At 69.2% G+C, this 24,926-nt stretch carries 27 protein-coding genes; 9 read left to right on the top strand and 18 right to left on the bottom strand.

Annotation, left to right across the window (positions count from 1 at the left end; genetic code table 11):
• Window positions 1-7: 7 nt before the first annotated feature.
• Window positions 8-304, bottom strand: coding sequence for a DUF7990 family protein (locus tag MX571_RS05580; protein ID WP_247414599.1), 297 nt, complete (start codon window positions 302-304; stop codon window positions 8-10).
• 90 nt (window positions 305-394) lie between these two features.
• Window positions 395-1,570, bottom strand: coding sequence for a hypothetical protein (locus MX571_RS05575; RefSeq protein WP_247414598.1), 1,176 nt, complete (start codon window positions 1,568-1,570; stop codon window positions 395-397).
• Between the two features lie 138 nt (window positions 1,571-1,708).
• Here MX571_RS05575 and MX571_RS05570 point away from each other — a divergent pair, with 138 nt between their 5' ends.
• On the top strand, window positions 1,709-2,908 hold the full coding sequence (locus tag MX571_RS05570) for a CobW family GTP-binding protein (RefSeq protein ID WP_247414597.1): 1,200 nt from the start codon (window positions 1,709-1,711) through the stop codon (window positions 2,906-2,908).
• Between the two features lie 28 nt (window positions 2,909-2,936).
• Here MX571_RS05570 and MX571_RS05565 read toward each other — a convergent pair whose 3' ends face one another.
• Window positions 2,937-3,335, bottom strand: coding sequence for an SRPBCC family protein (locus tag MX571_RS05565; protein WP_247414596.1), 399 nt, complete (start codon window positions 3,333-3,335; stop codon window positions 2,937-2,939).
• A gap of 15 nt (window positions 3,336-3,350) precedes the next feature.
• Window positions 3,351-3,671: a hypothetical protein gene (locus MX571_RS05560; RefSeq protein ID WP_247414595.1), complete on the bottom strand. Its 321-nt coding sequence runs from the start codon at window positions 3,669-3,671 to the stop codon at window positions 3,351-3,353.
• Window positions 3,672-3,939: 268 nt separating this feature from the next.
• On the opposite strand from MX571_RS05560, the gene MX571_RS05555 reads away from it, so the two are divergent.
• Window positions 3,940-4,119 carry a DUF8107 family protein gene (locus MX571_RS05555; RefSeq protein ID WP_247414594.1) on the top strand — a complete coding sequence of 60 codons (180 nt, stop codon included), beginning with the start codon at window positions 3,940-3,942 and terminating at the stop codon, window positions 4,117-4,119.
• A gap of 65 nt (window positions 4,120-4,184) precedes the next feature.
• Complete coding sequence (gene upp / locus MX571_RS05550) at window positions 4,185-4,877, top strand: uracil phosphoribosyltransferase (protein WP_247414593.1); 693 nt, start codon at window positions 4,185-4,187, stop codon at window positions 4,875-4,877.
• 292 nt (window positions 4,878-5,169) lie between these two features.
• Here the strand turns inward: upp and MX571_RS05545 are convergent, their stop codons facing one another.
• Window positions 5,170-5,787, bottom strand: coding sequence for an IMPACT family protein (locus tag MX571_RS05545; RefSeq protein WP_247414592.1), 618 nt, complete (start codon window positions 5,785-5,787; stop codon window positions 5,170-5,172).
• Between the two features lie 120 nt (window positions 5,788-5,907).
• Between MX571_RS05545 and MX571_RS05540 the strand changes: the two genes are divergently transcribed.
• Window positions 5,908-6,114, top strand: coding sequence for a DUF8147 domain-containing protein (locus tag MX571_RS05540; protein ID WP_247414591.1), 207 nt, complete (start codon window positions 5,908-5,910; stop codon window positions 6,112-6,114).
• Window positions 6,115-6,166: 52 nt separating this feature from the next.
• Here the strand turns inward: MX571_RS05540 and trpY are convergent, their stop codons facing one another.
• Window positions 6,167-6,670 (bottom strand): TrpY family transcription regulator, encoded by a 504-nt coding sequence (gene trpY, locus MX571_RS05535; protein WP_247414590.1) that lies wholly within the window; start codon window positions 6,668-6,670, stop codon window positions 6,167-6,169.
• Between the two features lie 107 nt (window positions 6,671-6,777).
• Here trpY and MX571_RS05530 point away from each other — a divergent pair, with 107 nt between their 5' ends.
• On the top strand, window positions 6,778-7,338 hold the full coding sequence (locus MX571_RS05530) for a hypothetical protein (protein ID WP_247414589.1): 561 nt from the start codon (window positions 6,778-6,780) through the stop codon (window positions 7,336-7,338).
• A gap of 48 nt (window positions 7,339-7,386) precedes the next feature.
• Here the strand turns inward: MX571_RS05530 and MX571_RS05525 are convergent, their stop codons facing one another.
• Window positions 7,387-8,358 carry a TackOD1 domain-containing metal-binding protein gene (locus MX571_RS05525; RefSeq protein ID WP_247414588.1) on the bottom strand — a complete coding sequence of 324 codons (972 nt, stop codon included), beginning with the start codon at window positions 8,356-8,358 and terminating at the stop codon, window positions 7,387-7,389.
• 238 nt (window positions 8,359-8,596) lie between these two features.
• Window positions 8,597-9,184, bottom strand: coding sequence for an imidazoleglycerol-phosphate dehydratase HisB (hisB, locus tag MX571_RS05520; protein WP_247414587.1), 588 nt, complete (start codon window positions 9,182-9,184; stop codon window positions 8,597-8,599).
• Between the two features lie 80 nt (window positions 9,185-9,264).
• Here hisB and MX571_RS22340 point away from each other — a divergent pair, with 80 nt between their 5' ends.
• Window positions 9,265-9,393: a hypothetical protein gene (locus tag MX571_RS22340; protein ID WP_282594463.1), complete on the top strand. Its 129-nt coding sequence runs from the start codon at window positions 9,265-9,267 to the stop codon at window positions 9,391-9,393.
• 132 nt (window positions 9,394-9,525) lie between these two features.
• Here the strand turns inward: MX571_RS22340 and MX571_RS05515 are convergent, their stop codons facing one another.
• Complete coding sequence (locus MX571_RS05515) at window positions 9,526-10,872, bottom strand: tryptophanase (protein WP_247414586.1); 1,347 nt, start codon at window positions 10,870-10,872, stop codon at window positions 9,526-9,528.
• Window positions 10,873-11,032: 160 nt separating this feature from the next.
• On the bottom strand, window positions 11,033-11,749 hold the full coding sequence (gene hisA / locus MX571_RS05510; RefSeq protein WP_247414585.1) for a 1-(5-phosphoribosyl)-5-[(5-phosphoribosylamino)methylideneamino]imidazole-4-carboxamide isomerase: 717 nt from the start codon (window positions 11,747-11,749) through the stop codon (window positions 11,033-11,035).
• A gap of 185 nt (window positions 11,750-11,934) precedes the next feature.
• Here hisA and MX571_RS05505 point away from each other — a divergent pair, with 185 nt between their 5' ends.
• The 3 genes from MX571_RS05505 (at window position 11,935) to fer (ending at window position 15,551) form a co-directional block, all read left to right on the top strand.
• Window positions 11,935-13,776 (top strand): SLC13 family permease, encoded by a 1,842-nt coding sequence (locus tag MX571_RS05505; RefSeq protein ID WP_247414584.1) that lies wholly within the window; start codon window positions 11,935-11,937, stop codon window positions 13,774-13,776.
• 91 nt (window positions 13,777-13,867) lie between these two features.
• On the top strand, window positions 13,868-15,064 hold the full coding sequence (locus tag MX571_RS05500; protein WP_247414583.1) for an inorganic phosphate transporter: 1,197 nt from the start codon (window positions 13,868-13,870) through the stop codon (window positions 15,062-15,064).
• A gap of 97 nt (window positions 15,065-15,161) precedes the next feature.
• Window positions 15,162-15,551, top strand: coding sequence for a ferredoxin Fer (fer, locus tag MX571_RS05495; protein ID WP_247414582.1), 390 nt, complete (start codon window positions 15,162-15,164; stop codon window positions 15,549-15,551).
• Between the two features lie 146 nt (window positions 15,552-15,697).
• Here fer and MX571_RS05490 read toward each other — a convergent pair whose 3' ends face one another.
• The 8 genes from MX571_RS05490 to MX571_RS05455 all read right to left on the bottom strand — a co-directional run bounded on the left by MX571_RS05490 (window position 15,698) and on the right by MX571_RS05455 (window position 24,757).
• The gene (locus tag MX571_RS05490; protein WP_247414581.1) at window positions 15,698-16,492 is read right to left on the bottom strand and encodes a DUF7537 family lipoprotein; all 795 of its coding nucleotides are present in this window, start codon (window positions 16,490-16,492) and stop codon (window positions 15,698-15,700) included.
• A gap of 148 nt (window positions 16,493-16,640) precedes the next feature.
• On the bottom strand, window positions 16,641-17,660 hold the full coding sequence (locus MX571_RS05485; protein ID WP_247414580.1) for a YeiH family protein: 1,020 nt from the start codon (window positions 17,658-17,660) through the stop codon (window positions 16,641-16,643).
• A gap of 257 nt (window positions 17,661-17,917) precedes the next feature.
• Window positions 17,918-18,790: a Rossmann-like domain-containing protein gene (locus MX571_RS22660; RefSeq protein WP_247414579.1), complete on the bottom strand. Its 873-nt coding sequence runs from the start codon at window positions 18,788-18,790 to the stop codon at window positions 17,918-17,920.
• A 15-nt stretch (window positions 18,791-18,805) separates the two neighbouring features.
• Window positions 18,806-19,930 (bottom strand): XdhC family protein, encoded by a 1,125-nt coding sequence (locus MX571_RS05475; RefSeq protein WP_247414578.1) that lies wholly within the window; start codon window positions 19,928-19,930, stop codon window positions 18,806-18,808.
• 126 nt (window positions 19,931-20,056) lie between these two features.
• Entirely contained in the window at window positions 20,057-22,567 is a 2,511-nt protein-coding gene (locus MX571_RS05470; protein WP_247414577.1) for an aerobic carbon-monoxide dehydrogenase large subunit, read from the bottom strand.
• Window positions 22,564-23,280: a (2Fe-2S)-binding protein gene (locus tag MX571_RS22655; protein ID WP_368408987.1), complete on the bottom strand. Its 717-nt coding sequence runs from the start codon at window positions 23,278-23,280 to the stop codon at window positions 22,564-22,566. The genes MX571_RS05470 and MX571_RS22655 overlap by 4 nt, the downstream gene beginning before the upstream one ends.
• Window positions 23,277-24,164, bottom strand: a complete 888-nt coding sequence (locus MX571_RS05460) for an FAD binding domain-containing protein (protein ID WP_247414576.1) — start codon at window positions 24,162-24,164, stop codon at window positions 23,277-23,279. The genes MX571_RS22655 and MX571_RS05460 overlap by 4 nt, the downstream gene beginning before the upstream one ends.
• On the bottom strand, window positions 24,161-24,757 hold the full coding sequence (locus tag MX571_RS05455) for an SRPBCC family protein (RefSeq protein ID WP_247414575.1): 597 nt from the start codon (window positions 24,755-24,757) through the stop codon (window positions 24,161-24,163). Before MX571_RS05455 ends, MX571_RS05460 begins: the two co-directional genes overlap by 4 nt.
• Window positions 24,758-24,926: the final 169 nt, after the last annotated feature.

The following is a 24,926-nucleotide window of genomic DNA, read 5'->3' as shown; positions in this document are numbered from 1 at the left end:
GCGGCCATCAGAAGTGGTACTGCTGGCCCTTGCGTTCGAGCATCGACTCGCGGTCCCACATCCGGCGCTCCCACTGGTCGAACTCGTCGCCGAGGTACGGCAGCAGTTCGGCGGTGTAGTAGGAGACGGGCGACGGGATGCCGAACGCGTCGGGGAAGCACGCGAGCAGGAAGGCGTCCTCCTGGTCCTCGGCCTCCTTCTCGACGAGTTCGTACGCGGGGTGCGAAATCATCCCGTGGTAGAGCCCGCGAGCGACCTCGGCGACGCGCTCGCGGAACGCTGCGATACGCTCCCAGAGTTCCATGGAAGGTGGTGACAATGGGCGCTGAAAAGCGTGTCGGGGACGAGTCCGGCGACCGGGTCCTTCGGGGGCCGTACGACGGCCGACGGCCGGTTAGACCGACAGGACGCGTAACGACACGTCCGAGGACGTCGGTGCCTCGAACCGGAGGAGTCGAGCGTCGTTCTCGATCATCCCGCCGAGGGCGTAGTCGTCGTCGAGCGCCACCACCGAGTGGACGCTCCCGCCGTCCCCGTACGACCGCGCCCACTCGACCGTCGCACCGTCGGCGCTCACCTTCGCGACGGTGGGGCGTGTGGCGCTCGACGGGTCGTCCCACCGCTGGGTGAACCCGGCGAGGAGGTAGCCGCCGTCAGTGTCGGCCTCGAGAGCCTCTCCCGAGAACCACAGTTCGGCGTCCACAGGCGTGTAGCCGTAGCTCCAGATGACCGCCCCCTCGCTGTCGACCTTCGTCAGCCGCGGCATCGTGACGTCCATGTAGTGCGCGCTCGACAGGACGTAGCCGTCCCCGGCCGCGAGGACGCCGGTGACTCCGGTGTCGAGGACGCGCGTCCAGCGGACGCTCCCGTCGGCGGCCACGTCGGCCAGCAGTCCGTTCGCCGTCCCGTCGCCGGTCGCCCCCGCGAGGACCAGGCCGTCGTCGGTCGAGACGACGGCACGGATGGGGCCGCCGACGCCCGGCACGGCGTCCGCGACGTCTCTCCGAACCGACCCGTCGCCCTCGACGGTCACCAGCCACGCCGACCGGGCACCGTCGGGGGAGCCGTGCCCTCCCCCGAGGAGGAATCCACCGTCGGGGAGCGAGTCGACGACCGTCAGGTCGCTCAGCCCGTCGGTACTCAGTTCGCGGTGCCACCGCTCGGTCCCGTCGGGGGTGATGCCGACGGCCCAGCCGTCGAGGTACGGGCCGCGAGTAGTGGCGTTCCCGACGGCGACGAGACCCCCATCGGGTGTCTCGACGGCGTCGAGCAACAGGGCGACCTGAGGGACGCTCAGCCGCCACTGCTCCGTACCGTCGTCGTCGGTCCGTACGACGAACCCCTCCCCCGCCCTCTGGTCGCTCGCGGCGGTGGACCCGAGGGCGAAGAACCCGCCGTCCGTCGCCCGTAGTACCCGTCGGAACTGGCTGACACGCCGGTCGGTGAATCGGTGGTCCCACTGGACGCTCCCGTCGGCAGCATTCGGTTCGCGGGCCGTCCCGATACAGCCCGCGACAACTACGGCCAGCAGCGCCGTTCCAGTCCGTAGTACGTCACGACGAGTAGTCATCAGAGAACGACAGTACGTCACGCGAGGAGATAAACCAGCCCTGTGACGACGTGGACGAGGTGCGCTCACGGGCTCACGTGGCCCGAGCGTTCGACCGTCGACGGGGACGCTAAGTGACGGCTGGCCCAAGGTGGTCGCATGAACGCGAGCGGGGGAACGCCCGTCACGGTACTGAGCGGGGCGCTCGGCGCGGGGAAGACGACGACGCTCGACCACCTGCTGACGAACGCCGACCGGAGACTGGCGGTGCTCGTCAACGACATGGGCGAGGTGAACATCGACGCCGAACTCGTGGCGAACCGGACGGGCAACGTCACGGAACTGTCGAACGGCTGCATCTGCTGTGACCTGCGCGACGACCTGGAGGTGGAGGTGAGCCGACTCGCCCGCGAGCGCGAGTTCGACCACCTCGTCGTCGAGTCCTCGGGCATCTCCGAACCCGCGCCCGTCGCCTCGCTGTTCACCACGGGCGCGGCGAGCGCCCCGTACGACCTCGACACGCTGGTCACCGTCGTCGACGTGTCGACGTTCCGCGGGACGGTCGAAGGGGGCGAGACGGTCGAGACGGACGCCGTCGCCCGCGACCGACCGGGCCGCGTCGAGCGCGAGGGCGAGACGCGACCGCTCGGCGAGTTGCTCGTCGCGCAGGTCGAGACGGCAGACGTCGTCCTCCTGAACAAGTGCGACCTCGTCGGGGACGACGAGGTGGACGCGGTCGAGGACCTGATTCGGTCGCTCAACCCGCGTGCGAACCTCGTCCGGAGCGAGCACGGGCGGGTCGAACCCGCGGAACTGCTCGACTCGGGACGGTTCGACCTCGACACCGTCAGCGAGACGGACGCCTGGAAGCACGCCGTCGCCCACGCCGAGGGCGAGTTCGACGGCGAGGGAGGCCACGACCACCACGACCCGGCCACGGAGTACGGCGTCGAGTCGTTCGTCGTGCGTGCGCGACGACCGCTCGACCCCGGCGCGTTCGCCGACTTCCTCCGCGACTTCCCGGAGGGCGTGATTCGCTCGAAGGGTATCGTCTGGCTAGCGGGCGAGGACGAGCACTCCTACCACGTCGAGCAGGCCGGGCCGTCCCGCCGCGTCGAGGTCCACGGCCGCTGGATAGCGGGACTGGAGGAGTCTCGACAGGAGATGCAGCGCCGGATGCACCCGGACCTCGACTGGGACGAGGAGCACGGCGACCGGCGGGTCGAACTCGTCTTCATCGGGAAGGGGATGGACGAGGCGGAGATTCGCGAGCGGGTCGAGTCGATGCTGGTCGACCCGGACGCCGTCGTCACCGCGCACCCGTTCCCCACCGAAGCCGACGAGACGTTCGTGGCGTAACGGCGGAGCCACCGCCTCTACACCGGACTCAACACTCCTCGGCGAGCGTCCGCAGCGCCCGCTTCAGTTCGCCGCGTCGCTTCCACGCCGCGGCGCGTTCGACGAGGCTCGGACCGACCGAGAGTTCGGAGCGCGCAGTGAGCCGGGTACCCTCGTTCTCCGACCGGTAGGTGATGGTCGTCGTCAGTTCGTCCAGCGGTCCCTCGCGCTGGACGTACCGGACGCCGTCGACCTGCTCCTCGAAGGCGAAGACGATGGAGAGGCCGCGACGGCCCGCACGGACCAGCGTCTCGTCGTCGGGGCCGTCCGTGGCTATCTCGCGGACGTCGAAGCTCCCCTCCGCGGCGACGACCGCTCGCGGCGTCAGGACGCGGGCGACGACGGTGGGCGGAGCGGCGACGAACTGTGACACTTCGACCTCGCGCATGGGGGATGGTCGCGGTCAGCCGACGTAAAACGGGAGGGAGACGAGCGCGAACAGGCCGACGACGACGAGGACGCCGTAGACCAGCGAGCGCAGGCGCTGGTCGGGGGGAATCTCGCGACGGAGGTCCGGGCGAGCGGCCCAGACGAGGCGATGGTAGGTGAGCGCGCTGCCCCCGACGAACAGCAGCGTCGCGAGCGCGAGACCGAGTTCGAGGTCGAGTCCGAACGAGAGGCAGTACGGCGGAACGAACGAGTAACTGACCAGACCGGCGACGCCGGCCGTGACGAGGAACGGGACGGGGTCGACCGAGCGACCCCAGCGGTTCTGGACCTGCACGTCGTACCGGAAGCCGTAGTTCGTTGTATAGTTGCTGCCTACACACCTAGTATCATCACTTTTGAAGTTTATGAGTGCTCGAACGTACGCCACCCACGACAGGTGGAGAAGGATTAGAACTTTCGAGAGTCGAGGGGCGTGACCGTCCCGCCCCGCTTTCGTTCTGCGGATACCACGACGGAGGGTCGTAGCTACCGGCGTTGGAGCGCCTGTGGGGCCGTCACCCAGGCATCAGTAGCACTATGAGACGGGAGACGGAGACACTGCCATGGCCGACGGTGACATCCGCGTGCTGCTCGTCCTCGACCTCGTGCTCTCGGCGGCGTTCGCAGCGGTCGCGCTGTACCTCGGTGAGATGGGCGACTTCGTCGCGTTCACGCTCCAGAACCTCGCCATCGCGACGGTCGTCATCGCCGCGCTCACGTACCTCGTCGTCCTCCGGCAGTGACGCTTCAGTAGCGAATCGAGGACGTTTCCACAGCGTTATGCGCCCCCGCATCCAGCGTTCGCAAAATGACCATCGAGGAACGCGGTAACGCCTCGCTACTCACCCACGCGCTGGCACGAGACACGCTCTCGCGCATCCGCGACGTCTCCACGTCGCAGGTGTCGTTCCGGAAGGGGCTCGTCAAACTCGGTCGCATCGCCGGCTACGAGATCATCGACGGCGCGATGGACATCGAGTACGTCCCCGTCGAGACGCCACTGACCGAGATGACCGGCGAGCGCGTCACCGGGATGGAGGACGTGGTCATCATCAACGTCCTTCGCGCCGCGACGCCGTTCGTCGAGGGACTCCTCAAGGCGTTCCCCCGCGCTCGGCAGGGCGTCATCTCGGCGGGGCGCGACGAGGACGCGGGGATGAACGAGGGCGGCGAGTTCCCCATCACCATCGACTACGTGAAACTGCCCACGATTCGGGAGGAGGACACGGTCATCGTCGCCGACCCGATGCTCGCCACCGGGTCGACGATGTGCGTCGTCCTCGACCACGTGCTGGAGGACCAGCCCGAACCGGCCGACCTGTTCGTCGTCTCCGCCGTCTCCGCCCCCGACGGCCTCATCCGCGTCGGCGAGCAGTTCCCCGAGGCCGACCTGCTGACCGTCGCCATCGACGACCACCTCGACGAGAACGGCTACATCGTCCCCGGCCTGGGCGACGCGGGCGACCGGGCGTTCGGCACCGGCGGCCGCGGCGAGGACTGAGTCGAGAAACGCGACGAACCCCCTCGCTTCGACTGTAGACACCGCTCCAGTCACCCGGTTCGCGACGGGCGAGCCGCTGGCGAAACCGACCGTCGTCGAGCGACTGCCCACAGGGGACCGGTCCCCGTCGTTCCGTCCCTGTCGGGAGCGGACAGTAGTCGTCGGGCACAACGTTCATCACCCGCGACGCGTTACGCCTACCTGTTCCGTCGCGCTGGCGGAACGATGGCACTCGACACGTCACCCGACTGGTCCGAGTTGGTGGGAACCACGGACCATCGTCGCTTTTGGCTCACCCGAGGTCGACGCGACCGCTGGTCGCGCTCCGTAGTCGCTCCCGGAGAGCGTCGGCGTCGGCGGTCGGGACGCGCACGTCGAACGCCACCTGCTCCTCGTACGCCGCCTCGAACTCGACGCCCGTACTCTCGAGAATCCCGCGGGCCGTCCCCGAGTCGTCGTAGTCGACGACGATACGGAGCGGCTCGTGGGGCACCTCCTCGACGACGCCCGCGGCCGCGACGCTCTCCTTGACCGCCCGCGAGTACGCCCGGACGAGGCCGCCGACGCCGAGGTTCGTCCCGCCGTAGTAGCGCGTGACGACCACGACGACGTTCTCCAGATCCTGGCCCTGGAGGACGTTCAGCATCGGCTTCCCGGCGCTTCCGGACGGTTCGCCGTCGTCGCTGGAGTACTCGCGGAGCATCCCGTCGCCGAGCGTCGAGTCGCCTTCCCTGACGCGGTACGCGGGGACGTTGTGCGTCGCGTCGTCGTACTCCGCCCGGACGTCGTCGACGAACGCCTCCGCGGTGTCGATGTCGGGGACGGGTCGGGCGCGGCCGACGAACTCCGACCCGCGAATCTCGAAGGCGGCCTCGCCAGGTCCGGCGAGCGTGCGGTACGACTCGGTCACGGACGGGGTTCGTCGCGGGGTGACAAACGGGTTTCGCGTCTCGCCCGGCGGCCGGGTCGTCGCTCTCGCCCGGCGAGAACCAGCGAAGCGGGTATTCCCTGAAACGACGTACGGGGAACCATGAACGTCCGTCGCGTCCTCGTCAGTCTCCTCGTCGCGGTCCTCGCACTGCTGGTCGTCGGAATCGGCGTCACCGCGGCGCTCGACCCGTACGTCTGGCCGTCGCTGTTCGTCGGCATCCCGGCGGGCGTCCTCGCGGCGCTGGTGGCCGGCGGGGTGACGTACTGGCGCGTCGGGGACCGAGTCGAGGTCCGACCGTCGACCTGAAAGGAGGAACGCGAGACGACGCCACCGCGTCCGGTTCGACGACGCCAGCCGACTACTCCAGTTCTATCTTCCGGACGAACGGCAGCGAGCGAATCTCGTTGATGAGGTCGCCGGGGAGGTCGGCGTCGGTGATGATGGAGAGCCGCGGTTCGTCGGTGAACTCGGGGTCCTCGCTGACGGTCTGGCGGATGGAGATGCCCGCGTCGGCGAGCGTGCCGGTCACCGTCGCGACGATGCCCGACGCCTCGGCGTCGTCGACGTAGACGGTGAGGACCGTGAGGTCGAGCACCGGCGCGAGGTCCCGGAGGCTCGGAATCGCGGAGATGTTCTGGAAGATGCGGCGCAGTTCGGGGTCGGCGAGGATGGCGTCGGTCGTCGCGTCGACGACCCGCCGGTCGACGCCGATCTCGCGGGCGATGCCGGTGTTGGGAATCTCGATGCCGCCGGAGACCACCCGCCCCTCGTCGTTGACCGAGAACCCCCGTTCGAGCAGCAGGCGGATGACCGCCTGCTGGCTGGGGCTGTTCTCGAACTTCTCCATGATTTCGTCGAACATCGGTCGTTGGGTGGCAGTCGGCAGAGGCGGGTTTAGTGGTTTCCGTCGTGCTCGGGCCCGGCAGTCCGCACGGAACGCGTATTACCCACCGGTCGAAACCGTCGCCGATGCCCTCTACGCGCCGACGCGTCCTCGCCGCACTCCCGTGTTCGCTCGCCCTCGCTGGCTGTCTCTCGGGCGACGATGCCGCCACCGACGGAGGAACGAGCACCGGCCAGGGGACCAGTACCGACGGGAGTGGCCTGTTCGGCCCCACCGCCGACCTCCTGGTCTACAACAGCACCGCCGCACCGGTGACCGTAATCGTCCGCATCTGGCCGACGCCGGGCCGTCCGACGGCCGGGAGACGTTCGACCACCTCGAAGCGACGGACCGGGACGGTCGAGGACGCCCGGACCGAAACCGCGGTGACACTACCCACCGGTACGCCGCCGTTCGAGGAGACCGTCGACCTCGCGGCCGGGGAGACCGACGACGGAACGCCGCCGTCCGGGTCGTCCGTCTCGTTCGAGGCGGTGGCCGCACTCGACGAGCGAGCGACCGTCGCGGTGACCGTCGAGGACGGGCCGACGGGGACGCACCTGACCAGCGGCGGCGTCGGGCGCAGCGACCAGCTATCAGTCGGCGTCGGAGCCGACGGTCTCAGTTTCGGCGTCGTGACGGTGTGACCGGCGACCGTTCGTGGGGCCGGCAGTCGGTCCTGTGAACGGCAGTCATCAGCGCAGCGCGGTGGTGATGCGTTCGATGAACGACGGCGCGTCGGTCAGGTCCTCGGTCACCTCGTAGCTCCGCGAGACGGTGCCGTCGTCGTCGACGGTGAGGATGGTCACCTCCTCGCGCTCCGCCCGGTCGGCCACCTCGACGCTCACCGTCCCGAGCGTCGAGACGAGGATCGGCCGGGCGTCGAGGTCCGCCGCGGCGTCGATGAGGCCGACGACGTCCTCGGTGAGCGGGAGTTCGTGGACGGTGGCGACGAGTCGCTCCCCCAGGAGGTCGTCCGCGGCGTGGACGTGGAGGTGGTGGTCGGTCCCGGACCGCCCGGTGACCGTGGCCTCCTCCTCGACGTTGTAGCCCCGCGAAGCGAGTTCCTCGGCGACGACCCGCCGGGCGCGCAACTGCTCTTCGAGCCACTCCTGACCGTTCGCACCCAGTTCGTAGCTGTAGAGCACCCGCTCGATGGCCTCGGTCGGTGCGGAGAGGAACTCGTCGGCGGTGCACTGGAGCGCGTTGAGCGGCAGTTCGGTGTCCTCGCCGCACGCCTCACAGACGTACTGACGGCTTCGCTCGACGCTGTCCGCCGTCATCGTCGAGTTACACTCGTGGCAGACGATCTCGCTGTCGTCTCGCTCGAACGCCGCCGCGGGAGCGGCCCGGTCGCAGCCCTCGCACTCGATGAACTCCCGCTCGACGACGTGCGTCGACCCGCAGTCCGGGCATGCCGTCGTGAACGTCATCTCCTCCGACTCGCACTCCGGGCAGAGGTACACCTTCCCGTCGAACGTCCGGTCGAGAATCCCTCGCTCCGCGAGCGCCTCCAGCGCCTCGTGTGGTCGCTCGTCGTCGCTCAGGATGCGCTCTGCGGACCGGTAGACGACGACGCCGTCCACGACGGTCGGCCGGTACGCCTCCTCGGACTCCTCGGCGAGTTCGGCGACCAGCCGCAGCGTCCGTGAGGAGACCACGCTCACGCACCCCGTCGGCCGGCCGTCGGTCGCGTCGTGAAACGACGAACCACGCAATACCGTGTCATGTGCTGGTACAACCCACGCCCCGCTACCGGTGGGGGGACGAAGGGCTTTCTCTCGGGTTCGGTTGAGTCTCACCGGCCGAGTACCGTCACTCGAGCCAACAGGGCGCTCCGGAACCGCCCGAGGCTGGCGGCGGGGCGGGGACGAGCGGTGGAGAACCAGGTGGAGCGACCAGCGACTACAGTTCGCCCTTCGTACTCGGCGTCCCCTGTCGGCGCTCGTCGATGCGGGTCGCGTCGTCGAGCGTCCGCGCGAGGCACTTGAACAGCGCCTCCACCTCGTGGTGGGCGTTCTCGCCCTCGACGCTCGCGTGGAGCGTCAGTCCGGCCGTCGTCGTCAGCGAGCGGGCGAAGTGGCCCGCCATGTGGCTCGTGAACTCCCCGACCGAATCCTGCGAGAACTCGCCCTCGAAGCGAAACAGGGGGCGGCCCGAGACGTCGACGACGACGCTGGCGACGGCCTCGTCGAGGGGGACCCGTCGGTCGGCGAACCGGACGATACCCGAGCGGTCGCCCAGCGCCTCGTCGAACGCCTCGCCGAGCGCGAGCGCCACGTCCTCGACGGTGTGGTGGTCGTCGACGTGCAGGTCGCCGTCGCACTCGACGCGCAGGTCGAACAGGCCGTGCTTGGCGAACGACGTCAGCATGTGGTCGAAGAAGCCGATACCCGTCTCGACGTCGGCCTCGCCCGACCCGTCGACGGTGAGGTCGAGGTCGATGTCCGTCTCGCTCGTGGTGCGCGTCACGCTCGCGCTCCGCGTAGTCATACCCGAACCTGAGTGGGTGGGGGCTAATCGGTTTCCCTCGTAGCGTGACGTTTTTCCGTCACGAGTTCTGGATATCGTCCGTGACACGACTCAGCGAGCGACTGCTTCGGACGGCCTCCCGGAAGGCTCCCGAACTCGCGAGCACGAGTCCGACGCTGTCGGCGGCAGGGGCCGGCGTCGCCTACCTCGGCTACCGCGCCAAGCAGTGAGGGCCAGGGGAACCGTCCACGACGGCTGCCACGCCGGGAAGACGCGCATCGCACGCCAACCGACGCTCGAAGTCGATTCGCGCAGCCGACACCGTCTCACGCGCTCGGTCTCCGGACCGTTCCCAGCGGGTGTCACTCCTCGACCGATTCTAGACGCGCCGAGAAGTGCCGAAGCTCCTTCATCGGTGGTTCCTCGACGATTTCGAGGCCGACGTACTCCTCGCGCTTCTCGCGGACCGCGGCCGCCGTCTCCGCGACGTGTTCGAGGTGCTCGCGCCAGTACGTCCGGCGCGGGACGGCCAGGCGGACGTAGTCCGGCCGGTCGGCGCCGGGGAACGCGAACGACCCGAGTTCGACGCTCCTGACCGCGCCCTCGCGGTACAGTTCGCAGACGAGGCGCTGGCCGGGGAACTCCTCGGTCGGGATGTGGGGGAGGAGTTCGCCCGCGTCGACGTAGACGGCGTGGCCGCCCGTCGGCGTCACGATGGGTATCTCCGCCTCCGAGAGCAGTTCGCCGAGCGTGGCGACCTGCTCGACGCGTTCGTCGACGTACGGCGGTTCGACGGCCTCGCGCAGGCCGACGGCCATCGCCTCGATATCGCGGCCAGCGAGGCCGCCGTAGGTCGGGAACCCCTCGTAGAGGATGGCGCGCTGTTTCGCGTGCTCGAACAGGTCGTCGTCGCGCATCGCGGCGAACCCGCCGATGTTGACCAGCCCGTCCTTCTTCCCGCTCATCGTCACCGCGTCGGCGTAGGAGAGTTGCTCGCGGGCGATCGCGGCCAGCGAACGGTCGCGCTGTCCCGACTCGCGTGCCTGCACGAAGTGAGCGTTCTCGGCGAACCGACAGGCGTCGATCACGAACCAGGCGTCGAGTTCGTCGGCGAGGTTCGCGGTGGCGCGGATGTTCTCCAGACTCACCGGCTGACCCGCCGCGGAGTTGTTCGTGATGGTCGTGACGACGACGGGGACGTTCTCGGCACCGACCTCCTCGGCCACGGCGCGGCCCTTCTCGACGTCGAAGTTCCCGAGGAAGTCGCCCTCGACGGAGCGGTCCCACGCGCCGTCGACGGGGCAGTCGACGGCCTCCGCGCCCTGGTTGGCGACGTGCGCGCGGGTCGTGTCGAAGTGAGTGTTGTTCAGAACGACGTCGCCCTCCTCGACGAGCGTCCCGTAGAGGACGTTCTCCGCGCCGCGGCCCTGGTGGGTCGGGACGACGTGCTCGAAGCCCATCACGTCCTCGACGGCCGACCGGAGGCGCGAGAAACTGCTCGACCCGGCGTACGCCTCGTCGCCGCGCATCAGCGCGGCCCACTGCTCGTCGCTCATCGTCCCGGTCCCGGAGTCGGTGAGCAGGTCGACGTAGACGTCCTCCGAATCGAGGTTGAAGACGTTGTGTCCGGCCGCGTCGAGCGCTTCCGTGCGCGCGTCGCGGTCCGGGAGGCGGATCGGCTCGACGGCCTTCGCCTTGTAGGAGCGCATGGTCGTGCGTTCGGCGCTCGCGTGATAACTCCCGCCAGACAGCGTCGTACGAGTGCTGACGGCGTCGTCCGGAATCGCACGGCGTCGTCCACCCACCGTCAGCGCAGGCCACGAACGACCGGTGGACGGCGACGGTGACCGGGAGTGGGCATCGGCGGACTCAGGCGTCCATCGCTTCGCGGAGCGTGAACCGTCCCTCGTACAGCGCCGTGCCGACGACGACCGCCGCCGCGCCCGTCCCCCGGAGGGCACGCACGTCGTCGAGCGTGGCGACGCCGCCGCTGGCGACGACGGGAATCGAGGTGGCCTCGACGAGTCGTCGGACCGGGTCGGTGCGGACGCCCTCCAGTTGGCCCTCGACGTCGACGTCGGTGAAGAGGATGCCCGCCGCGCCGAGGTCCGCGTACCGCTCGGCGGCCTCGGCCGGGTCGAGGCCGGTGCCCTCGGTCCACCCGGAGACGACCACCTCGCCGCCCTTCGCGTCGAGGCTGACGAGGACGCCGTCGGGGTAGTCGTCGCTCACCTCGGCCACGATGTCGGGGTTCTCGACGGCGGCGGTCCCGAGGATGACCCGGTCGACGCCAGCGTCGAGGAGGGTGCGTGCATCCTCGGCCGTCCGGATGCCGCCGCCCATCTGGACGGGAACGTCGACGGCATCGACGACGGCCGCGATGGCGTCGGCGTTGACGCGTTCGCCCTCGAACGCCCCGTCGAGGTCGACGAGGTGGAGCGTCCGCGCGCCGGCCTCCACCCACCGCTCGGCCGCCTCGACCGGGTCGCCGTACTCCGTCCCGGTGCCGCGTTCGCCGCCGACTAGCTGGACGACCTGCCCGTCCTGGACGTCCACCGCGGGGACGACCTCGAACTCGGAGAACATGGGCCGACGAACGCGGGAACGTGGCGTAAAGCCACCGAGACGCGACCGGCTACGGAGTCGTGTGGACGACGACCGACGACCGTACCGACGCTCGGCGACGGACCGGTGCTCGTCGCTGGCCGACCGCCACGAGCGCGGAGGTGTCGCGGTGTGCTTACGTCCGCACGTGTCGTTCGAGTTATACGATGCTCGGCGCAGTGCTCCAGAGCGCGGCCGCCCCCGAACTCTCGGTGGGGATACTGGTCGTGTTCGGGGTGGTCGTACTGGCGCTGGTGCTGTTCGTCACGGAGGCGCTCCCGGTGGACGTCACCGCCATCCTGCTGATGGTCCTGCTCATCGTCCTCGAACCGTACACGCGAGTCACGCCGGAGCTGGGCGTGTCGGGGTTCTCGAACCCGGCGACGGTGACGGTGCTGGCGATGCTCATCCTCTCGGCTGGCGTGTCGAAGACCGGAGTCGTCCAGATTCTCGGCCGTCGGCTGGCGCGGTTCGCGGGCACCGACCGCCGGAGACAGCTCGCGGCGACCATCGGCGTCGCGAGCCTCCCGTCGGGCTTCCTCAACAACACGCCCGTCGTCGCCATCCTCGTCCCCGTCATCTCCGACCTCGCGCACAAGGGGCAGACGTCGCCCTCGAAGCTCCTCATCCCCCTGTCGTACGCCTCCGTCCTCGGCGGGACCCTCACGCTCATCGGCACCTCCACGAACATCCTCGCCAGCGACGTCGCGCGTCGACTCGCCGTGCAGTACCCCGGAACCGACCTCCACAGCCTGTCGATGTTCGAGTTCACGCGACTGGGCGTCGTCGTCCTCGTGACCGGCGTCGTCTACCTCCTGCTGTTCGCCGACCGGTTGCTCCCCGAGCGCGTCCCCATCGAGGACGACTACGTCGAGGAGTACGGCATCGCGACGTACCTGACCGACGTGACGGTGCCGCAGACGTCGCCGCTCGTGGGCGTCCCCATCGAGCGCGCGCTCTCGTGGTTCGACGCCGACGTGTTGCAGGTCCGGCGCGACGGCGACTGGCTGTACGGTCCGTTCACCCGCGAGACGATTCGGGCGGGCGACACGCTCCGCCTCCGCGGTGACAGCGCCGCCGTCCGACAGCTCGTCGTCCTCGACGGGCTCACCCCGGCGAGCGGACCGACCACCGAGGAGGCGCTGGCGAACGACGACGTGGTCGTCGCCGAGGTGGTCGTCCCGCGCGGGTCGTTCCTCGTCGGCGAGTCTCTCGGGAGTTCGACGTTCCGCCAGCGCTACGACGCGAGCGTCCTCGCGTTCCGCTCGCGTGGTGAGGTCGTCCGGTCGCGACTGGAGAAGGTCGAGATACGCTCGGGCGACACGCTGCTCGTGAGCGCGACCCCCGAGGCGCTGGACCGCCTCGCCCGCGGCCGGGACTTCATCGTCGCCCGCGAACCCGACGAACCGGCCTACCGGACCGAGAAGATACCGTACGCGGTGGCCGTCGTCGTCGGCGTCGTCGCCGTCGCCGCCCTCGGTATCGTCGACATCCTCGTCAGCGCGCTGGCGGGCGTCGTCGCGATGGTGCTACTCGGGGTCATCCGGCCGAACGAACTGTACGACACGGTCGACTGGAACGTCATCTTCCTGCTGGCGGGCGTCATCCCACTGGGAATCGCGCTCCAGCGGACCGGCGGCGCGGCGCTGCTCGGCCACTACGTCGCCGAGACGGCGACCTACCTCCCGCCGGTCGGCGTGCTCTGGGTGTTCTACGTCGTCACCGGCGTCGTCACCGAACTCGTCAGCAACAACGCCAGCGTCGTCCTGATGCTGCCGGTTGCCGTCACCGCCGCCGTCGAACTCGGCGTGAGCCCGTTCGCGTTCGTCCTCGCGGTGATGTTCGCGGCCTCCTCGTCGTTCATGACCCCCATCGGCTACCAGACCAACCTGTTCGTCTACGGCCCCGGCGGCTACACGTTCGGCGACTACCTCCGCGTCGGCGCGCCGCTGCAACTCCTTCTCTCGGTGGTCACCGTCGGCGGAATCGTCGTGTTCTGGGGGCTCTGAACCCCCCAGAACGTGTCATCGCAGAGCCAAACCGGTCCCGTGAGAGGGGGAACACCGTGATTTTATCTCCGACCACGAACTACGGCCGGTAGTGGCCGAGGTTCTCCTGATCGTCGGATTAGCAGTCGCGGTGTTCGTCGGGTTCAACATCGGTGGCTCCTCGACCGGAGTCGCCTTCGGGCCTGCCGTGGGGAGCGGCACGCTCGGCAAACTCGCTGCCGGACTGCTGATGACCGTGTTCGCGCTGCTCGGCGGCGCGACGGTCGGCGTCAAGGTCATCGACACGATGGGCGGCGAGATCGTCCCGAGCGACCAGTTCACGCTCGCGGCGAGCGTCGCCGTCCTCTTCTTCGTCGGGATGGCGCTGCTCGTCTCGAACCTGTTCGGCGTCCCCGCCTCCACCTCGATGACCGCCGTGGGGGCCATCGCCGGTCTCGGCGTCGCCACGAACACCATCTCGTGGGAGACGATGGGCCGCATCGTGACGTGGTGGCTCGTCGCCCCCATCCTCGCGTTCTGGGTCTGTGGCGTCATCGGTCGCTACCTCTACCCCTACCTCGACGCGTGGATGGACCTCGACTCCTCGGACGACCCCGCGCTGTACTTCGACCGGTCGAGCCGGATTCCAGTCCCCCGCCAGCACCCGAACGCCCGTCGACGCGAGGTGATCGGGACGGTGCTCGTCATCGCCATCGGCTGTTACATGGCGTTCTCCGCGGGCGCGTCGAACGTCGCCAACGCCGTCGCCCCGCTCGTCGGGGCGGGGGCCATCGACACCAGCGTCGGCGTCGTCGTCGCCGGCGGGGCCATCGGACTCGGCGCGTTCACCATCGCCCGCCGGACGCTCGACACGGTCGGCAACGACCTGACGGACCTCCCGCTGACCGCGGCGCTCATCGTCGAGACCATCTCCGCGAGTCTCATCACGTTCCTCTCGTTCATCGGCATCCCCGCCAGCCTCGCGGTCAGCGCGACGATGTGCATCGTCGGGCTGGGCTGGGGCCGAGCGACCCGGACGACGACGCTCTCGGACGCCGCGAAGGCGGCCCGGAGCGGCGACCCTCCCCCGGTCGACGTCGACTCGGTCGCGGCCGACGGTCAGGGTGGTGGCCGCGTCAAGAGCATCACGGACGTCCCGAGCATCGGCGAAGAGAACCCGGGGAGCCTCAAGGCGAGCGACCTGTTCGACCCCGCCGCGACCGCTCGCGTCGTCGTCCTCTGGGTTCTCACACCGAGCATCTCCGCCGTCGCGGCGTACCTCGTCTTCCGGTTCGCCCCCTGGTTCTGAGTTCGGCGAACCCCCGGAAACCCCCTTCGTAGCGTCTTAGGCCCGCCTAAACTCGCAACAGCAAAGTCTAACAGTGCGGCGGGAGAAAGCATCGGTGATGCCAACAGTCGAATACCTCAACTACGAAGTTCTGGACGACCAGGGCTGGTCGATGGACGACGACGACCTCTTCGACGAAGCCGCCGACGCGGGTCTCGACGAGGAGGACTACGGCGAACTCGAGGTCAACGAAGGCGAGTACATCCTCGAAGCCGCCGAGGCGCAGGGCTACGACTGGCCGTTCTCCTGTCGCGCTGGCGCGTGTGCGAACTGCGCTGCCATCGTCAAGGAGGGCGAGATCGAGATGGACATGCAGCAGATCCTCTCGGACGAGGAGGTCGACGACAAGAACGTCCGTCTGACCTGCATCGGCAGCCCTGCTGCCGACAGCGTCCAGATCGTCTACAACGCGAAACACCTCGACTACCTCCAGAACCGCGTCATCTGAGGGTCGCGGTCGCTCACGAGTAGCCGCTTCGTCGCCGCTTTCCTTCGCTCGCACTCTCGATTCACCCGAATTCGTCGGTCGTGAGCCACCCGCTCGGCACAGCTATCCGCGAGGAGCGACCGGTACAGAAAGAGCGGCTCGCGTAGTTATGCCGACGCGTTCTCGGACGCCGACGCGTTCTCGGTCATCGTTCGGGCCGTGCTCACCCACGCCGGTTTCGTCACCGCGGTCTCGCCGAGATTCGTGATGCGGAACCGGAGTTCGGTCAACTGGCGCTGGCCGTCGACCTCGGTCACGAGTCGGAGGTGGACGAAGTTGAAGAAGCCGTCGTCGGTGCGGTGCATCTCCAGGGAGGCGTTCACGACACTCCCGTTCAGCTTCCCGGAGTAGGTGTCGACGAGCGCGGACCGGTCGGCGCGGTAGACGGTCGCGCCCTCGAAGCCGTCTTCACCCGTCTTCTCGAACGAGAGGTTCGCACTCTCGGAGGAGATGTCCACGGAGCCGTTCGACGAGGACCCGTCGTCGCCGTCGTCCATCATCGCGGTCGAGAGGTAGGTCTGGCTCCCCTCGACGGCGTCGTACTGCGTTCCGGTGAACCCGGAGACGGTCCGCTCGTACGTCGTGGACCCGTCGGAGTACTGGTCGACGCTGATACCGCCGAACATGGGGATGGTCGTGTTCGCGCTGGTCCGGTTCGCCTCGAAGTCCGCCCTCACGACGCCGTTCAGTCGCACGGACTGCCCCCCCGATGGAGCGGTGACGTTCAGCGTGACCGTCGCGGAGCCAGCATCCCGGAGAGCCGCGTCGTGCGCGTGGAACTCCTCCTGAGTGAGCGTCTCCGGTGAGCCGTTCCCGCCACCGCCGAGGGCGGAACAACCGGCGGTGGTGACGAGCACTAGCGCGAGGACCAGGGCGAGACCCTGCCGTCGTTTCGTGTGCATGCGTAGACCTGTCCGATGACGTGTGTTAACCCCGGTGTCTACATACGGAGACGGTGACCGGGGGTCGGGTCGGATATCGTCACGTCGTCGGGTGGTGAGGCTCGACGAGGAGCGCGTCGAGCTATCGACACCGGCGGGCAGGTCCGTCTCAGAACACCACGGACGAGACGGCCAGCATCACGCTACTGACGGTGAGGAGCGTCACCAGAACGACGAGCACCGGTCGGAGCCCCGTCTCACGGAGCTCCGAGACGTCGATGGTCGTCCCGAGACCGACGAACGCGAGGAGGAACAGCCAGTTCGAGGCGTCGTCCAGCAGCGCTACCTGTGCGGTCGAGAGGAAGCCAGCGCTCGCCAGCGCCATCACGAACAGGAAGCCGACGACGAACGTCGGGAAACTCGCCCAGAGGTGGCCGAGGTTCGCCCGGACCCCGCGGCGGGCGTCGTCCGCCGTGGCACCGCGTCGGTTGTAGAGCACCGCGTAGCCGACGGCGACGACGCCGATGAGGGTGTTCCGGGCGAGTTTGACGAGGACGGCCCACTGCCCGGCCGTCTCGGAGAACGCGAACCCCGCCGCCGTCACCGGGCCGGTGCTGAACATCGTCGTCCCGGCCCACACGCCGAACACGATATCCGAGAGACCGAGCGCGTCCCCCACGAGCGGGTAGACGAACAGCGTCACGGCGTCGAACAGCAGTATCGTCGCCACCGCGTACGCGACCTGCCGTTCGTCGGGCCGGATGCTCCCCGCGACTGCGGCGACGGCCGAGACCCCACAGATTCCCGACCCCGCAGCGAGGAGCGACCCCTCCTTCTCCGGTATCCCGACGACGGTCCGTGCGAGGACCTCGACCATCGCGATGGTGGCGACGACCGCCACGAGGACGACGCCGGCGACGGTCGGCCCGGCCTCGACGATGCTGCCGGCCGTCACCGTCGCTCCCATCAGGACGATGCCGACCTCGAGCAGTCGGGGGTTCGTCGCGACGCCCGGTTCGCCCCACGCCGGAACGCCGACCGTGTTCCCGACGACCAGTCCGAGGACGACGGCGACGATGAGTTCGCTTCCGAGCGGAATCTGCCCGGCGATGGCCCTCGCGAGTATCGCGCCGCCGACGAGCAACCCGATACCGGGGAGCGTCCGCGCGACCACCGACGTCGGACTCACCACGGCGACGAACGACTCGGTCGGGGGGCGACGTCGCCGTTCGATGCGGCGGACCGCTGGGCCGGTGGGCCGCGTCCAGGCAGCGCGCCAGTCGGCTCGCTCATTTCGAGAGACCTGGTTCGCGGGCCTCGTTAAGCGTTCGTGTCGACGACCGTCCGACCGACGTCCCGCACGCCCGAGACCACCGTTCCTGTCTCCCGCGTCGCGAGGCGCGACTGGCGTCCGAGCCGTCCGGCACACCGCTGGAGCGTCACGACTCACTCCCCGTCGTTCGCTCGTGACGTGCGCAGACGTAGTCCGGGCGCGGACGAGCGCTCGTCGACGACGTACACCTTCCGGACGCCGACGTCGTGGAGGTCGGTGCCGCACGCTCCCTCCCGCACCGCCGCGCGGGCGCGGTCGACGTCCGTCACGGCCGCCCCGGCGACCACGTCCACGCCGGCCGCGAACAGCGGTGCCGGGAGGAACGAGACCGTCGCTCCGACGAGGACCACCGTCGCCGACGCGGGAGCCACGTCGAGGTAGCGTTCGGCGCCGCCGTAAAGGAACGCCGACCCGGTGACGAACACGACGTCGCTCCCCGCGAGTGCAGTCGCCGCCTCGTCCGGTCGGAACGTCTCGACCCGGACGCCGTCGGGCACCGCGAACTCGTCCACGGCCCGTCGCTCGACGATTCGCAACTCGACGTCGTCGAACTTGCGGAACGCGGGACGGAACAGGCCGACCGTCGCGATGGTGTCGACCTCGGGGTCGAGCAGCGCCATCGGGTCCCCCTCGGTCCAGTCGACGTGGGGAACCGACAGGGCGTTCAGCGTCGCGACGCCGAGCGCTCGTTCGACCGGGGTGGTGGTGTCGCCGTCGCCCGCCGAGGCGGCCCACCCGAGGAGCGTCCCCACGTCGAGGTCGGTGGTCGGTGGCACCTCACCCGGCGGGCGGTGGGCGAGACCGGCCGTCCGGTGGACGGCCGCGTCGTCCGCGTCAGAGCGAGTCTCGTCGGTCGCCGATGCGGGAACGCCCGACAGTTCGACCAGCACGACCCGGTCGCCGACCGTCACGCGCTCGACGGTCGCCGCGCCCGCTCCGAGTCCTCGGAGGCGGTCGACGACGGTCTGGAGGATGGGGTCGGTCACGGCGTCACCTCGCGGTCATCCCGACTCCGCGGCCTGTCCCTGGCCGTCGAGGTACGCGGCCGGGTCGGCCCGGAAGGAGTCGGCACAGCCCGCACAGCAGAAGTAGTACGTCTCGCCGTCGTGCGCGACGCTCGGCGCGCCATCGGGGTCGACGGTCATGCCACAGACCGGGTCGCGGTGGGGCTCCTCGTCTGCATTACCGTCCGCGCCCTCGGTCGCCGTCTCGTCGCTCGACTCGTGGTCTCGTTCGGGGTCGGCGACGGCGACGGTCCCGCTCGCCGACCGGACGTCGACCAGTTCGGCGAGGATGCTCACCGCTATCTCGGCCGCGGTGTGGGCGGCGATGTCGACGCCAGCGGGGCTAGACACCGCCTCACGAACCGTCTCCGGGTCGCGGCCGAGGAGTCCGGCCGCACGCTCGGCGACGTCCGCCGCCCGGACCTCGCTCGCGACGAGACCGACGTACGGCGCGTCCGCGAGGAGCCCGGCCGCGACGCCGCGAGCGTCGTACTGCCCCATCGAGGCGACGACCACGAGCGGTCCCGGCCCGACCGACGCCGCGATGCGCTCGGGGTCGAGCGTCGTCAGTCGCGTCGTGGACCCTGGAACATCCGCGTCCCCGCCGTCGGGGTCGACGAGCGTCACCTGCACGGCGAGTTCGCTCGCCAGTCGGACGAGCGACCGCGCGATGGGCGAGTCGCCGACGACGAGCAGTCGCGTCGCGGGGACGACCGGTTCGACGAACAGTTCGAGCGTCCCCTCGCTGTGGCAGGTCATCCGGTACGCCTCGAGACCGGGGCGCTCGACGTCGGCGGGGTCGGGTGCGAGCCCGACGAGTCGCGGTTCGCCGTCCGCGATGGCCGCCTGCGCCTCGCTCACGACGGTCGACTGCGCGCAGGCGACGCCGCCGATCCAGCCGTGGAGGCTGCCGTCGCTCGTGACGAGCGCCCGGTCGCCCACGTTCGCCGAGACCGGTGCCTCCCGGCGGACGACGGTCGCCCGCGCGAACGGCTCGCCGCGGTCGGTCAGCGTCCGCTCCAGGTCTCCGAGGTCGGCGTCTGCCGGTGCGCCGCTCGCGGAGTCGTCGACATCGTACTGGTCGGTGCCGTGGCGGTCGGCGGGTGGGTGGTCGTCGGTCATTCGGTCCTCACGTCTCGGTTCGTCTCCGGGTCGAAGACGGACGAGTGCAGGGTCGTAGAGGCGGTCGTTGGGGTTGGAGCGGACCGTCCCGCACTGCGCCGGACGGCCGTCTCCGCACCGCGTGGGTCAGTCGTCCGCCTCGCCACGCTGTTCTCCACCCTCGTCGAACTCGACCTCGAACTGGTCGGCCGGGTCGATGGCGAGGCCCGCCTCGTCGAGTTTCTCCCAGACGACGTCCGGCGTCATCGGCATCTCGACGTGCGTGATGCCGCCGTGTTTCATCGCGTCGACGACGGCGTTGACGATGGCGGGCGGCGACCCGACGGTCGGCGACTCGCCGACCCCCTTCGCACCGATGGGGTGGTGGGGCGACGGCGTGACGGTGTAGCCCGTCTCGAACTCCGGAATCTCCATCGAGGTGGGCAGCAGGTAGTTCATGAAGTCCCCGCCGGTGACGTTGCCGTTGTCGTCGAACGTCACCTGCTCCAGCATCGCCGTCCCGATACCCTGGGCGAGACCGCCGTGGATCTGCCCCTCGATGACCATCGGGTTGATGCGGTTGCCGCAGTCGTCGACGGCGACGAACTTCTCGAAGGCGACCTCGCCGGTCTCGCGGTCGACCTCGACGACCACGATGTACGAACCGAACGGGTACGTCATCTCGGGCGGGTCGTAGTAGTCGACCGCCTCCAGCCCCGGCTCCTCGCTCGACGGGTGGTTCATGTACGCACCCGCCGCGATCTCGGTGATGCCGATGGAGCGCTCCGGCGCGCCGGCGACGTGGAACTCGCCGCTCTGGCGGTCCCAGGTCACGTCCTCCTCGGCCGCTTCGAGTTCGTTCGCGGCGATGGACTTCGCCTTCTCGCGGACCTTCCGGGCCGCGACGGCGGCGGCCGCGCCCGCGACGGGCGTGCTCCGGGAGCCGTAGGTCCCGAGCCCGTACGGGTCGGTGTCGGTGTCGCCGTGTTCGACCACGATGTCGTCGACGTTCATGCCCAGTTCCTCGGCGACGATCTGTGCGAACGTCGTCTCGTGGCCCTGGCCCTGCGTCTGGACGCCGACTCGCACGGTCGCCTTCCCGGTCGGGTGGACCCGGATGTCCGCGGAGTCGAACATCTCGACGCCCGCGATGTCGCAGGTCTTCCCGGGGCCAGCGCCGACGATTTCGGTGAACGAGGAGATACCGATTCCGAGGAGTTTGTCCGCGTCCTCGTCGATGCGGCGCTGTTGCTCCTCGCGGTAGTGGTCGTAGTCGGCCATCTCCAGCGCGAGGTCCAGTGCGCCCTCGTAGTCCCCGGAGTCGTAGTTCCACCCCGTCGGACTCTCGTACGGGAACTGCTCGGGCTGGATGAAGTTCTTCCGGCGTATCTCCGCCGGGTCCATGTCGAGTTCGTCGGCGAGCACCTTCACCATCCGCTCGATGAGGTACACCGCCTCAGTCACCCGGAACGAACACCGGTAGGCGACGCCGCCCGGCGCGGTGTTCGTGTACGCCGCCGTCAGCGACCCGTAGGCCGTCTCGACGTCGTACGACCCGGTGAAGATGTTGAAGAACCCCGCCGGGAAGTTCGACGGCTGGGCGACGGCGTTGTACGCGCCGTGGTTCGCCAGCACGTCGGTCCGCACCGCGCGAATCTTCCCCTCCTTCGTCGCCGCGAGTTCGCCCGTCATGTGGTAGTCGCGGGCGAACCCCGTCGACTGGATGTTCTCCGAGCGCTCCTCCATCCACTTCACGGGCCGTTCCAGCACGTACGACGCCGCGGCGGCGACGACGTAGCCGGGATAGATGGGCACCTTGTTGCCGAACCCGCCGCCCACGTCGGGGCTGACGATGCGTATCTTGTGCTCGGGGATGCCCGACACCTGCGCGAACAGCGTCCGGTGGATGTGCGGGGCCTGCGACGTCATGTGGACGGTCAGCTTGTCCTTGCCGGGGTCGTAGTCCCCCACTGCACCACAGGTCTCGATGGGCGCGGGGTGGAGGCGCTGGTACAGCATGTCCTCCTTCACGGTGACCTCGCACTCGTCGAACACCCGGTCGGTGGCCTCCCTGTCGCCCGTCTCCCAGTCGAGACAGTGGTTGTCCTCCTGGCCCTCGATGTCGTCCCGGATGAGCGGCGCGTCGTCTTCGAGCGCGTCGTACGGGTCGACGACCGGGTCCAGCACGTCGTAGTCGACGACGACCTTCTGCGCGCCGTCCTTCGCGGTGTACCGGTCGGTCGCGATGACCGCCGCGACCTCCTGGGACTGGAACTTCACCTTGTCGTTGACCAGCACGTCCTGCGTGTCGGCCATCAGCGTCGGCATCGTCGCCAGGTCGTACTCCAGCAGGTCCTCGGCGGTGAGGACGGCCACGACGCCGTCGACGTCCAGCGCTCGCGACTTGTCGATGTTCTCGATGCGGGCGTGAGCGTGGGGGCTCCGGACGAGTTCGCAGTGGAGCATCCCCGGCTTCTTGATGTCGTCGACGTAGTTGCCGCGACCGGTGATGAACCGCTGGTCCTCCTTCCGTTTCACCTCCTCGCCCATCCCGCCGCGGCCGTGCCCGCAGTAGGTCTCGGGGTCCGGTCCGCCGTCGTCCGATTCCACGTACTGCCGGGAGGCGTCCTCGCCGCCCGTCTCTCCGTCGTTGCTCATTCGGCGTCACCTCCCTCGTGGTCGCGGTCGGTCGTCGGACCGCCACAGCAGTTCTCGACGCCGCAACTGAACGGTCGCTCGGCGGCGACGCCCGTCTCGACCGGAACGCCGTCGTCGTCGACCGCGACGCCACCGTCGGTGTCGACCGGAGCGTCCGCGTCGGCGGGGGGTTCGACGGTCACGCCACCGTCCGCGGCGGCGACCTCCTCGGTCTCGCCCTCCGCGTCGCCCGCCAGTCTGTCGGCGGCGTACTCGACCGACCTCACGATGTTCTGGTAGCCGGTGCAGCGACAGAGGTTGCCGCTGATGGCCTCGCGTATCTCCTGCTCGCTCGGGTCCGGGTTCGAGTCGAGCAGCGCCTTGCCCGACATCAGCATCCCCGGCGTGCAGTAGCCACACTGCAGGCCGTGTTCCTCGCGGAACCCCTCCTGCAGCGGGTGGAGGTCGCCGTCCGCCTCCGGCAGGTCCTCCATCCCCTCGACGGTGAGCAGGTCGCTCCCGTCGGCCTGCGTCGCGAACATCAGACAGGACTTGATCGGTTCGCCGTCCACGACGACGGTGCACGCGCCGCAGTTGCCGGTGTCACAGCCGATGTGCGTCCCGGTCAGGTCCAGGTCCTCGCGGATGGCGTGGACCAGTAGCTCGCGGGGTTCGACGTCTATCGTGTGTTCCGTTCCGTTGACCGTCAGCGTTATCTCTCGTGTGGGATTCACTGTGATACCCTCCGATTCACCACGCCGGTGCGTTCGGCAGCGTCGCCGAGCGCCCGCTGGGTGAGGACGTTCACCATGCGCTCCTTGTAGGAGGCGTCACCGTGCTCGTCGGACTCGGGGTTCGACTGCTCGGCGGCGAGTTCACCGGCCTCCTTGAACAGGGCACTACTCGGGCGTTCGCCGACGAGGTGGTCCTCGGCGTCGGTCGCCCGGACGTTCGTGATGTCGACCGCCGTCAGGCCGACGCCGGCCGTCTCGATGCGCCCGTCGTCGTCGAGTGCGAGGCGGGCGGCCGACCCGACCATCGCGTAGTCGCCGACCTTCCGCTTCAGCTTGCGGTAGGCGCTCCCCTCTCGCGGTCCCGGCACCGGGACGCGGAGTTCGGTGAGCAGTTCGTTCTCGTCGAGCGTCGTGTCGTAGGGGAGCAGGAAGAACTCGTCTGCCGGGATGGTCCGCTCGCCGTCCGGCCCCTGCGCGACCATCACCCCCTCGTGGGCGAGCATGACGCTCCCCCAGTCACCCTTCGGGTCCGCCTGCGCGACCGACCCGGCGATCGTCCCGCGGTTCCGTATCTGCGGGTCCGCGACCAGCGGCGCCGTGTCCGCGAAGCTCCCGTAGTTCTCGGCGACGAGCGCGGAGCGCTCGACGTCGGCGTGTCGGACGAGCGCGCCGATCTTCAGCCACTCCTCGTCCTCCTCGAAACGGTCGAGTCCCTCGACGCGGTTGATGTCGATGATGGTCTCCGGGACCGCGAGGCGGAACCGGAGCATCGGCACCATGCTCTGCCCGCCGGCCAGGATGGCGCGGTCGTCGAGGCTCTCGAGGAGGCTCACCGCCTCCTCGACGGTCGTCGGTTCGTGCTGTTCGAACGGGGCGGCCTTCATAGCAGCCCCCGGAGCCGGTCGGTGACGCTCGAATCCGTCTCCTCGTCGACCTCGCTCATCTGCTCCTCGATGTTGCCGAAGAAGTTGCCCACGATCTTGTTGGCGACCGGGTCGATGACCCGCGAGCCGAGTTGCGCGATGCGGCCCGAGATGTCCGCCTCGGTCCACCACTCGATGCGCGACCCCTCGCCGTTGTCGTGCGGGTGGATGTGCATCCCGGAGTCCATGCTGAAGCTACTCCCGCTCGCGCTCCCGCTCCCCGTCGCGGTCATGCGGAACGCCTCGGAGTCCCGCTCCTGGATGGTCACGGTCGTCTCGAACCGGGGTTTGACGCTCCCCACACCGACCTGCATCAGCGCGGCGTACTCCTGGCCCTCCTCGAACGCACGGGCGGCGACGACGTCGGGGTCCGCCTCCGGGAGCGTCTCGATGTCCTCGGCTTCCTCGTAGTCGTCGAAGCTGAAGTCCTCGTCTTTCGGCGTGATGTACTTGCAGCCCTTCAGCGCGTTCCTGACCGCGATGGGGTCCGAGAGGACGATCCACGCCTTCTCCGGCGGGACGTCCTCCAGTTCGAACTCGCCGTCGAACCTCATCGCCACCACCCGGGCCGGCGTCGAGTCGTGGGTCGGAGCCGGGTCGATCTGCGACGGTTCGCCCTCATCTTTTATAACCCCGCACTATGTGCATACTATTACCTCGTGGCAAGCGTTGGCGTACCTCATCAATAAATGTTAGGGAGAGAGGTCGTCTACACCGACGATG

This window comes from Halomarina salina (genome assembly GCF_023074835.1).
Classification (GTDB): domain Archaea; phylum Halobacteriota; class Halobacteria; order Halobacteriales; family Haloarculaceae; genus Halomarina; species Halomarina salina.
This window is presented reverse-complemented; position numbering and strand designations above follow the sequence as displayed.